General features: G+C 63.0%; 2 protein-coding genes. Both read left to right on the top strand.

Annotation, left to right across the window (positions count from 1 at the left end; genetic code table 11):
- The first annotated feature begins 9 nt into the window (after positions 1–9).
- Positions 10–132 (top strand): hypothetical protein, encoded by a 123-nt coding sequence (locus tag BH682_RS37190; RefSeq protein WP_332328459.1) that lies wholly within the window; start codon positions 10–12, stop codon positions 130–132.
- 241 nt (positions 133–373) lie between these two features.
- The gene (locus BH682_RS16040; protein ID WP_269750840.1) at positions 374–12,682 is read left to right on the top strand and encodes an amino acid adenylation domain-containing protein; all 12,309 of its coding nucleotides are present in this window, start codon (positions 374–376) and stop codon (positions 12,680–12,682) included.
- Positions 12,683–12,762: the final 80 nt, after the last annotated feature.

Raw genomic sequence — 12,762 nt, 5'->3', positions numbered from 1 at the left:
GTCGCGCCGGTGTGGAATACGCGGGTGTTGGTGTTGGATTCGCGTTTGCGGCCGGTTCCGGTGGGTGTGGTGGGGGAGTTGTATGTGGGTGGGGTGCAGGTGGCTCGGGGTATGAGGGTCGTGTGGATTTGACGGTGGGTCGGTTTGTGGCGGATCCGGTGTCGGGGGGTGGTGGGTGCTCGGGTGTATCGAACGGGGTGATGTGGTGCGGTGGGGGTGTGGTGGGGTGTTGGAGTTTGTGGGCGCACGGATTTTCAGGTGAAGGTGCGGGGGCAGCGGGGGAGTTGGGTGAGGTGGAGGCGGTGTTGGCTGCTCAGGTGGGGTGGCTGGTGCGGTGGTGGTGTTGCGGTCGGGTGTGGGTGGGGATTTTTTGGTGGGGTTTGTGGTGGGTGAGGTGGGGGTGGTGGTCGATGAGGTGGTGGTGTTGGAGGGGGTGCGGAGGTCTCTTCCGGGGTTCATGGTGCCGTCGGTGGTGGTGGTGTTGGGGGAGTTTCCGGTGACGGTGCATGGGAAGTTGGACCGTAAAGCCCTCCCGGACACCGATTTTGCGAGCGCTGCATATCGGATTCCTGCCACTCCTGCCGAAATCGGAATCGCCCGTGCTGTTGCCGACGTTCTCGGTCTCGACCAGGTGGGTGCCGACGACAGTTTCTTCGAACTCGGCGGGGATTCCCTCAGCGCCACTCGAGTCATCGCCCGCATCAACGCCGCATTGCACACCAATATGGGGGTCAATGCACTGTTCGACGCCCCCGTGGTCGCGGACCTGGCGGCCTCGATAGATCCAATCGACTCCGCGCCGGGCGAGCCTGGACTCGAGGAAGCTACTCGTGTGCCCCTCACGAGTAGGGCACGGCCAGAACGTATTCCGCTGTCGTTCGCGCAATCTCGGATGTGGTTCGTCAACCAGTTCGACACGTCGTCTCCGCTCTACAACATCCCCGTCGCACTACAACTGGACGGGTTCCTGGATTCGGATGCGCTCCAAGCCGCGCTGGGTGATGTGGTGGAACGGCACGAATCCCTTCGAACGATCTTTCCTGCGTCCGCAGACGGGCCCTACCAGGTGATCGCCGAACCCGCGGTCGCTGCTCCTCGAATCCACCCCGTGCCGATTCCCGGCGAGGGGCTTTTCGCGGATTTGCACGCGTTCTTCGACATCGGATTCGATGTGTCCGAGGAGTTCCCGCTGCACGTGAGGTTACTCCGAACCGGACCGGAGCAGCATGTACTCGCGATCGTTGTTCACCACATCGCCGCAGACGGTTTCTCGATGGCACCACTGGCACGCGACCTGATGAGTGCATATACCGCGCGCACGCAAGGTCGGAGCCCGGACTGGGTGCCGCTGCCGATTCAGTACGCCGACTACACCCTCTGGCAGCGTGAGATCGTCGACGCAGACGTTGGTCCGGAAACTTCGCCCTCGGCCGAATTCGATTATTGGACAGCGAAGCTGTCGGGTATTCCGGACGTCTTGCCGCTCCCTCTCGATAGACCACGAACCTCGAAACGGTCTGCCGAGGGCGGGGTGGTTTCGATGGACTTCTCGCCCGAGATCCATCGAGCTTTGAACGAACTCGCACACCAGAACGGTTCGTCTCTGTTCATGGTGATGCATGCGGCTCTGGCGGTATTGCTGGCACGGCTCACTACAGCGGACGACGTAGTGATCGGGACTCCGGTCGCAGGTCGCGGTGCATCGGTGTTCGACGATGTGGTCGGGATGTTCGTCAACACGCTCGTCCTTCGCACACCTGTCTCATCCGGAGCAACCTTTGCCGAGGTGTTGGCCGCGGTGCGGTCAACGGATCTCGGTGCTCTGGACCATGCAGACATCCCCTTCGAGAGGTTGGTGGATTACCTCTCGCCCGACCGTTCCACCGAGCATTCACCTCTGTTTCAGGTACTCCTCGAATTCCAGACCGATACGGGACTGCGCTTCGACTTGCCGGAACTGACGGTTCGCTCGCTCGACATCGATCTCGCGGTTGCGAAATTCGATCTGCAACTGAGTGTGATGGAGCACGTCGACGAGCACGGTGAGCCCGCTGGTATCAGCGCCGGTTTCCGTTATGCAACAGATATTTTCGATCGAATGTCGGTGGCGCGCATCGCGGCGCGCTTCGAAAGAGTGATCGGCGCCGTGACCGAGAACCAGTCGGTGGTCGTCGGTGATATCGACATGATTCTGGCCGGCGAACTCAGCGGGTTGCTGGTTGCGCCCACGCCCTCCGGCGCCGGAACAGACGAGGATTCGTTGTCGGATCTCTTCGATCGCACGGCGCGGACGTCCGGTGCTGCCGTGGCGGTGCGCTGCGGCGGATTGTCGGTTACGTACCGCGAACTCGACGAGCGAGCAAACCGCCTTGCTCGACTGTTGGTGGCGCAGGGGGTGGGGCCGGAAACCTTGGTGGCAGTCGCGATGGCCCGCTCGATCGACCTGATGGTGGCATTGCTGGCGGTGGTGAAGGCGGGTTGCGGATACGTACCGGTGGACTCGACTTCTCCGGTAAACCGGGTGGACTTCGTGCTGCGTGACGCCCGGCCGAAGTGTGTGCTGACCACTCGGGCCGACGGCGCCTACATACGAGACAGTGACGCAATTGCAGACAGCGAGATTCCAGTGATTGCGGTAGACGACCCGGTGATTCTCGATGCGCTGCACAGGTTTTCTCCGCTTGCGGTGACCGACCGAGATCGGCTGCTACCGCTCCGGCCCGAGTCGGTGGCGTACGTGATCTACACCTCGGGGTCCACCGGGCGCCCGAAGGGGGTGCAGGTTTCTCACCGCAGCGTAGTGACGTTGCTGGCAAACACCAGAGCGCTCTTCGGCTTCGGCAGCGGCGATGTGTGGACGATGTTCCATTCGGAGGCATTCGACTTCTCGGTCTGGGAAATGTGGGGCGCACTCGCACACGGTGGCCGACTGGTACTGGTCGACTACTTCACGGCCCGTTCACCAGAGGCATTCCTCGAATTGCTACGGCACGAACGTGTCACGGTGCTCAATCAAACTCCCACTGCCTTCTATCAATTGGCGGAAGCCGACCGGCTTACCGGGGGTGCGGCCCTGTCATTGCGCTACGTGATCTTCGGCGGAGAAGCGCTCGACTTCGGACAGTTGACGCGCTGGTACGCCCGTCGCGGGACTTCGTCACCAGATCTGGTCAACATGTACGGCATCACGGAGACCACTGTGCACGTCAGCCATTTACCGCTCGATCGTGTGCTGGTGCGTCAACGATCGGCCTCGGTGATTGGTCGGGCGTTGCCCGGATTGCGTGTGTATGTGTTGGATCAGCGGTTGCACCCGGTGCCGCCCGGTGTGGTGGGTGAACTGTATGTCTCCGGTGATCAGGTTTCACGCGGATACCTCGGCCGGTTCGGTCTGACGTCCGCGCGGTTCATTCCCGACCTCGCGGTCAGTGGTGCGCGTATGTATCGATCCGGTGACCTGGGGCGCTGGAACGACAGCGGGCAGCTGGAGTACCTCGGACGAAACGATCTGCAGGTGCAGGTGAAGGGGTACCGAATCGAACTCGGCGAGGTGGAGGCTGCACTGCTCTCCGGAGTGGGCGTGTCTCAGTCGGCGGTGGTAGCCCGCAGAGACCGGTTGGTGGGCTACGTGGTGCCGGAGTCCGGTGCCACTATCTCTCCGGCGGCGTTGCTCGAGTATGTCTCACAGAGGTTGGCGCCCCACATGGTCCCCGCTGTCGTGACGGTTCTCGAGGGTTTGCCGCTGACGGTGAACGGAAAGCTCGACCGGAATGCATTGCCTGAACCTGACTTCGGGCGACAGGCAACCGTAAGTCGTCGCCCCGCGTCCGCGACGGAAAACATCCTTGCGAGTCTGTTCGCCGAAGTTCTGGGACTCGAAGAGGTGGGGGTCGACGATTCGTTCTTCACTCTCGGCGGTGACTCGATCATGTCCATCCAGTTGGTGACGCGCGCCAAGTCTGCCGGAGTTCTGATCACACCGCGCGAGGTGTTCGAACGCAAAACTGTTGCGGCGCTGTCCGAGACGGCCGGAACGGCTGGCAACCGTGTCGTCGTCGACGAATTACCTGGCGGCGGCGTCGGTGAGATCGAATTGACGCCCATCGTCGAATGGATGCTTGACCGTGGTGGAGATTTTCGCCGGTACTCCCAATCTGTTCTGCTCTCGGTTCCTGCCACGCTCGACGAGGTCACGCTGACACTGGCCATGCAGGCTGTGCTGGACCACCACGACATCCTCCGCGCAGGCATCCGGGCGACGCATCATCCTGAATCCGCTCGGCGGATGGACGTTGCGCCTGTAGGTACGGTGCGGGCGGAGACCGTCGTACGCCACGTGAGCCTCGGGGGTTCTGCCGCGGAGACGGTCTCGACAGAACTCGACGCAGCTCTGGGGCGGCTCGACCCGGAGGCAGGTGTGATGGTGCAGGCAGTCCTGCTCGACACCGACGGGCAGATTCAAAAGGACCGGCAGAGCCGGAAACGGTTGCTACTGGTAGCGCACCATCTGGTGACGGACGGTGTTTCCTGGCGAATCCTGATCCCCGATCTTGCACTTGCCTGTGCGCAGGTGCAGTCAGGCGTCGACCCGTCACTTGCTCCGGTCGGAACCTCGATGCGTCGATGGGCACATGGCCTCGTCGACGCCGCGCGCGAGCCGGATCGGGTCGCTGAAATCGACTATTGGCGCGAGGTGCTCGAGGGCCCGGATCCGACTCTGGGTGTGCGCGCCCTGACGAAGAGGGACACCGCCTCGGCCACCATTGACATCGAAGTACGAGTTCCCACGGGATTGACCGAGGCCGTGTCGACGACAGTTCCGCAGGCGATTCACGGGAGCGTCGAGGACGGATTGTTGACGGCTTTGGCACTTGCGATGGTCCGCTGGCGCATGGACCGCGGTATCGACAATCCGGAGACATTGATCAGTCTCGAGGGGCACGGACGCGAGGAACAGGTGGTTCTCGGGGCAGATCTCGCTCGCACGGTGGGATGGTTCACGTCGATCTTCCCGGTGCGGATCGATCTGAGCAGAGTGGATCCGAGCGACGCCTTCGCCGGCGGCCCGGCTGCGGGCGTCGCTGCCAAGGCCGTCAAGGAACAACTCCGGGCGGTGCCGGACCGCGGCATCGGCTTCGGGTTGCTGCGCTATCTGAACCGCGAAACGGCACACACTCTTTCGCAACTTCCGGTGCCTCAGATCAGCTTCAACTACCTCGGACGCGTCGGTGGAACCGACGCCGACGCTACAGCGGGATGGGTACCGATCCGTGACGAGTACCTGCGGACGGTTGCGGCCGTCGATCTTCCACTCGCCAGCGTCCTCGAGGTCAACGTGATGACGGTCGACAGCGATACCGAGGACGGTCCGCAGCTCGTTGCCGGCTGGACGTTCCCACCGGACATTCTGGGTGCGGACGACGTTCGGCAACTGGGGCAGTGGTGGCTCGACGCACTGGCCGGGCTCGCAGAGTTCGCGGCGGGCGGCGGCGGATTCACACCCTCGGACTTCGATCTGGTCGATCTTAGACAGGAGGCGATCGACGACCTCGAAAGTCGGTGTCCCGACCTGAGCGATGTCTGGCCACTCTCTCCACTGCAAGCGGGGTTGTTGTTCCACGCCGAATTGGCCGAACGATCTGTCGACGCATACCTCGTACAAGTGGCTCTCGATCTAGCCGGCGCAGTCGATTCGGAGCGCCTGCGCCGCGCCGCCGACGCGCTGCTCGGCCGGCATGAGAACCTGCGTACCGCCTTCCTTCACAGCGCCGACGGCCGTGCCGTCCAGGTGGTCCGAAGCAACGTGGCAGCGCCGTGGCAGGAAATCGACCTCACTGGTGCACCAGATCAGGAAATTGATCGAGCGCTGGCCGAGGACCGAGCGCGCCCGTTCGACATGGCACGGGCGCCGTTGATCCGATTCACCCTGATCGCTCTCGCCCCCGAAAAGTTCACGCTCGTGCTCACCAATCATCACATCCTTCTGGACGGCTGGTCCATGCCCCTGCTGATCCGGGAATTGGCGACGCTCTATGCCGCCGACGGTCAAGTGGCGGCCTTGCCTCACGCGCGCGCGTATCGCGACTATCTGACCTGGATGAGCCGCCGCGATCAGGAAGCTTCCCGAGCAGTGTGGGCGAGGACGCTGAGCGGAGTCGAAGGACCGACGCTGTTGGCTCCAGCGGTTCGATCGCGTCGACTCTCCACCATGGCGGCCGAGTGGGTGTTCGATCTGGACGAGGAATTCACAACCTCACTTCGCGGAATGGCGCGTGAACTCGGGCTGACGATCAACACGATTGTTCAGGCATCGTGGGGGATCGTCCTTGCTGCACTGACCGGGAGAGACGATGTGGTGTTCGGAGCGACGGTGTCGGGTCGACCTCCCGAGCTGACCGGGATCGAAACCATGGTCGGGCTGTTCATCAACACAATTCCGGTCCGAATCACGCTGCGCCCGAGTGAAAGTATCGGCACACTCCTCGCGCGGATCCAGGCCGAGCAAGCAGAGCTGTCGGATCACCACTGTCTCGGGCTTTCCGAGATCCACGTAGGCGCGGGGCCGGAGATCGGATTCGACACGTTGACTGTCTTCGAATCGTATCCCGTTGACCGTCAGGGGCTTTCGTCCGATACCGATATTGCGGGGGTCCGGATCACCGATGTCGAAACCAAGGACGCTGCCCACTACCCGCTCAGCCTCGTAGCATCGGTCGACACCAGGCTCCGCCTGAAATTCGAGTACATACCCGAGGTTTTCGGTGCCGCCGACATCGAAGAGATCGCCGGACGACTGCGGCGCGTACTCGAAGCGTGTACCCAGCCGGATCGTCCCTTGGCTGTGGTGTCGGTGCTCGCAGCCTCCGAACATGCTGAATTGGTGCCAGTCCGTGGCACGGCCGGCGGGTCGTCGCGCGTCTTCCCAGAGATCTTCGACGAGGCAGCCCAGCGTGATCCGAACGCACCGGCCGTGGAATCGGCGGACGGCAGCATGACCTACGGCGAGCTGGACATCCTTTCCAATCGCATTGCTCGCATGCTCGTCTCGCACGACCTGGGAACCGAGGACTATGTAGCGGTCGGTGTCCCACGTTCTCTCGCGTCCGTGGTGTCGATACTTGCCGTCGCCAAGACAGGCGCTGCGTTCGTGCCGATCGATCCCGACTATCCGGACGAGCGGATCAATCACATGCTGATCGATTCGAAGGTCAGCTTCGGATTGACCACCACCGCGGGCCGAGATCGATTGCCCGATATCGCGGAGTGGCTGATTATCGACGATCCGCATTTCACGAAGAAGTGCGAGGGATTCTCGGGGAGCCCGTTGACCGACAACGACCGACTCCGTCCGATCGGGTTGGATTCAGCTGCCTACGTGGTCTACACCTCGGGGTCGACCGGCGTGCCCAAGGGCGTCGTGGTCACGCAGCGAGGGCTCGACAACTTCGCCCGAGACCAGCTCGAACGCTACGGCGCAACTCCACAATCACGCACGCTGCACTTCTCCACTCCGAGTTTCGACGGGTCGCTCTTCGAATATCTGCAGGCTTTCGGAGCCGGGGCGACGATGGTTATCGCTCCACCCGGGATCTACGGGGGCGAGGACCTGGCGCAACTTCTGGCAGAGCACGCCGTCACGCACGCGTTCGTCACCACAGCGGCATTGGCATCGGTGGACCCGGCTGGGCTGGAACAACTTTCGGAAGTCGTATTCGGGGGCGAGGCGTGCCCGCCCGACCTCGTCGCTCGCTGGGCACCTGGCCGCCGCCTGTACAACGCGTACGGACCGACCGAAGCAACGATCATGTCCAACGTCAGCCCGCCGATGACCGCCGGAGAACCAATCACCATCGGTGGACCCGTCAGGGGCGTCAGCGAACTGGTGCTCGACACTCGACTTCAAGCGGTTCCCGTCGGGGTCCCCGGCGAGCTGTACCTGGCCGGACCAGGCGTGGCACGGGGATATCACCGAAGGGCGGGGTTGACGGCAGAACGCTTTGTTGCCAACCCGGCTGACCCAGGAACGCGGATGTACCGCACCGGCGACATCGTGCGATGGACGGCGGACATGTGTGTCGAGTACGTCGGGCGAAGCGACTTCCAGGTCAAGGTTCGAGGCTTCCGTGTCGAACTCGGTGAGATCGACAGTGTGCTCATGTCGGAGCCCAACGTCGGTTTTGCCGTTACGGTTGCCGATTCCGCCCCCACCGGAGACACCCGACTCGTGTCGTACGTCGTGCCCACGGCGGGTCGACTGGACACCAGGATCCTGAGTCGCGCCGTGGCCCGGCGCTTGCCTTCGCACATGGTGCCTGCCGTTCTCACGGTGCTGGAGAACATTCCGTTGACCGCTGTCGGAAAAGTCGACCGTTCGGCGTTGCCAAGACCCGAAATCGAGACGACCACAGGGGATTTCCGTCCCCCGGTCGGCCCGGTCGAACAGGCAGTGTCGGACGTGTTCGGCGAGGTGCTCGGCCTCGAACGAGTCGGTACCGACATCAGTTTCTTCGAGCTCGGTGGAAACTCTCTCAGCGCCACTTCGGTCGCGGCGAGGCTACGGGCGGTGCTCGGAGCTACCGTAGGCGTGCGGGATCTGTTCGAGACGCCGACGGTGGCCGAGTTGGCTACGGTGATCGACCAGTCGGTCGCCGAACGGTCGGAGCGACTGGGACCGCGCCCCCGACCCGACAACATCCCCTTGTCGTTTGCTCAGCAGCGGATGTGGTTCGTCAATCAACTCGACACCAGTTCTCCTGCATACAACATTCCGCTCGTGGTGCGGTTGAGCGGTGAACTCGACAAACCGGCCTTGAGATCAGCGATGTCCGATGTCATCGCCCGCCACGAATCGCTGCGAACGATATTCCCGGTCCACGGTGACGGACCGGTCCAGCACATCGTGCCCACCGAGAGCGCCGAGCTGCCGCAACTGACCGAGACATCGGTGACCGACGAACATCATCTCCGTGACGAGCTTGCCCGGATGGTCTCGGCCGGTTTCGACGTCGCCGCACGAATTCCCCTGCGGGCAGCGTTGTTCACCATCGATGAGCGCGAACACGTGCTTGCCGTAGTGGTGCACCACATCTCGGCTGACGGCTTCTCGATGTCTCCGTTGACCCGAGACGTGATGATTGCATACGAGGCCCACGGGTACGGCGGGGAACCCCAGTGGACGCCGCTTCCAGTCCAGTACGCCGACTTCGCGCTCTGGCAACGGGAGATTCTGGGCTCAGTCGACGACCCCGGGTCGGTGATCGCCGAGCAGTTGGCTTACTGGCGACGTGCATTGTCAGGTGCTCCGGACCTCTTGGAACTTCCGCTCGATCGAGACCGGCCGACGCAACAGAGTTTTCACGGCTCGCGGATTCACTTCTCGATCAGCAGTGATCTTCACCGCCGTATTCGGAACGTGTCGCGGCAGCACGAGTCCACTGCATTCATGACTGTGCATGCAGCGCTCGCGCTCTTGCTGGCACGTTTGGGCAGCACCGACGACATCGTGATCGGCACGCCGATCGCCGGCCGGGGAGATCGTGCCCTCGATGATCTGGTCGGCATGTTCGTCGGCACGCTCGCACTGCGCACACAGGTGGATCCAGCTCGATCGTTCCGGGAGTTGGTTGAGCATTGCCGCGAGGTCGACCTCGCCGCGTTCGCTCATTCCGACGTGCCCTTCGAGCGGGTAGTGGACGCGGTCGGGCCGAAACGGTCGAGCGCCTATGCACCGATTTCCTCGGTGTCGCTGGAATTCCAGAACAACAAACGACCGATTCTGAAGCTACCGGGACTGGAAGTCCGTGGGATCGACCCTGAACTCGAGGTAGTGAAGGTAGACCTGGAATTCCTTCTGGCCGAGGAGTACGACGATCGCGGTGAACCGGGAGGGATGAGCGGAGCCGTCGACTTTGCCACTGATCTCTTCGACCCCGGTACGGTCGGCGGTTTTGCCGACATGTTCGTTCGTGTGCTCGAGGCCGTGACCCGGAATCCGCAGGTACCGATCGGTGACATCGACCTACTCGGCGATCTCGAACGTCGCGAGTTGACGCCGGCGCATGGGCTCCCCGAAGTACCTCCGAAATTGTGGCCTGAGTTGTTGGCGGACGCCGTGGCGATCGATCCTGACTCGGTGGCCCTGTCGCTCGAGAACCGGCAGCTCAGTTATCGCGACCTGGACGAGTGGTCGAATCGTGTTGCCCGGGAGTTGTGCGGTCGTGGTGTGGGCCCGGAGACCTTCGTGGCACTGGGAATGCCTCGCTCGATCGAATCGGTGGTCGCGATCTGGTCGGTGACCAAAGCCGGAGCGGCTTTTGTGCCTGTCGATCCGGCCTATCCGCGCGAGCGCGTCGAATACATGCTCGCCGATTGCCGAGCCTCGCTCGGTTTGACTGTTCAGACCAGCCGAACTCACCTACCCGACGTTGTTCCCTGGCTGGAACTCGACGACCCACACTTCGCCCGGCGGGTAGCCGCGCTGTCGCCAGAACCGATCACCGATGACGATCGAACCGGTGAACTGAACCTCGATCATCCGGCCTACCTGATCTACACCTCGGGATCTACCGGGAAACCCAAGGGAGTGAACATTACTCATCGAGGTTTGGCGAGCTTCACGGCCGAAACTCGTGAGAGGTTCGAGGTCACTCACGACTCTCATGTCTCACAGTTGGCATCGCCGAGTTTCGACGCTTCCATCTTCGAGTTGACGATGGCATTCAGCGCCTCGGCGCAAGTCGTGATCGTTCCGCCTGCTGTGTACGGTGGCGCCGAATTGGCCGATGTTTTCCGGCGCGAGCAGGTCACTCATGCCACCATTACACCGACCGCGCTGGCGGCGTTGGGTGACAACGGTTTCGAGGCGCTCCGTGTTCTCGATCTGGTGGGCGAGGCCTGCCCGCCGGAGGTCGTCGCGCAATGGGCGCCGGGTCGGAGGCTGCACAACGGCTACGGCCCGACTGAAACCACCGTGCAGGCGAGCGTCAGCGATTCGATGAAACCCGGTGCGGGAGTGAACATCGGCTCGCCGGCAGTGGGCTTCGGCTTCCTGGTGCTGGACGAGCGTTTGCAGCCCGTCCCGGTGGGCGTGCCGGGGGAGTTGTACATCATCGGTCCAGGTATGGCACGTGGGTACCATAATCGGGCGTCGCTCACGTCGGAACGATTTGTCGCGTGCTCGTACGGGTCGCCGGGGCGCCGGATGTACCGCACCGGAGATGTCGTGCGTTGGCGTGAATCCGGCGGTGACAGTGCCAAAATCGTTGGCTCCGGCGATGGAGTGCATCACACGCTCGAATACATCGGGCGCAGCGACTTCCAGGTCAAGGTCCGTGGTTTTCGGATCGAACTCGGGGAAATCGATGCAGTTCTCTCACGCCATCCGTCGGTGGACTTCGCCGCGACTGTCGGCCACACGGGACCGTCGGGTGAAACGGTCCTGGTGTCGTACGTGCGTGCGTCAGCTGCTGACGCCACCGGCACTGACGAGATACGGGCGTACGCAGCCGACCGACTACCCTCGCACATGGTTCCGTCGGCAGTGGTGCTTCTCGAGCGGATTCCGATGACACCGGTGGGCAAGCTCGACCGAAAGGCCTTACCGGAACCCGAATTCGGTTCGGCTGCAGCCGAGTTCCGCGAGCCGGTCACCGACACCGAGCGCGCTGTGGTCGACTCGTTCGTCGAGGTTCTGGGTGTCGACCGGGTGAGCACTACCGACAGCTTCTTCGACCTGGGCGGGTCCTCCCTGGTGGCCACCCGAATCGTCAGCGCACTGCACTCTCGTTTCCGACGGAGAATCCCGCTTCAGTGGATGTTCCTCGACCCGACACCCGCTGGAATCGCTCGACGCCTCGACATGCCGACTGCCGACGCCGGTATGGAAGAGCTTCTCGCCGTGGTTGTTCCACTGCGGACGAAAGGGACTGGGCGACCGCTGTTCTGTGTGCACCCCGGAATCGGCCTGTCCTGGGGGTATGCCGGCTTGGTGCGGTATCTGCCCGAGGACAGACCCGTGTACGGACTTCAGCTCCCCGCTCTCAGCGACGACGGTGACTATCAGTCGATCGAACAGTTAGCCCATCGCTACGTCGAAGAGGTGGAGGCCGTTTCGCCGGACGGGCCGTACGACTTACTCGGGTGGTCCCTTGGCGGAGTCATCGCGCACGCCATGGCCGTCGAACTGCAATCGTCAGGCCGCGACGTCGCCACACTGGCGATGATGGACAGCTACCCCGACAACGGCGATGCCCCTGCGTCAGCCGAACTCGACGTCCGAGACATACTGCGAGGACTCGGCCTCGAGATCGAGACCGACCGAGATCTGACCTTCGACGAGGCGGCGGCCGTGTTGGCCCGGAGGCTCGGGCCCGAGACGGGAGTCGACGGTCGGGACCTCGAACGGATTGCCCGAGGGTACGAGACTTCGCAGAGAATCACGCACCAGTTCGTTCCCCAGGTCTACGAAGGAGATCTGCTGATCTTCCTGGCATCCGGAGACGACGACACGATTCCGCGCGACAGGTCGCCGCAGGAATGGAGCCCACTCGTGACGGGCCGGATCGTGGAGGTGCCCGTGCGCTGCGAACACAACGAGATGATCGAACCTCCGGCCATGGCGGTCATCGGACCGGTGCTCGCCCGGGTGCTCTCGATGTTTTCCGGATACTCCGAACGGGCATGACAACTTCAAGCCACCAAGCCGCACGCCCGCGAAGCGAGCGCCACCGAGCTGTTGCCGGGCACCGCAATCGAGCACGAGGA

Source organism: Rhodococcus sp. YL-1, assembly GCF_001942025.1.
Classification (GTDB): domain Bacteria; phylum Actinomycetota; class Actinomycetes; order Mycobacteriales; family Mycobacteriaceae; genus Rhodococcus_F; species Rhodococcus_F qingshengii.
This window is presented reverse-complemented; position numbering and strand designations above follow the sequence as displayed.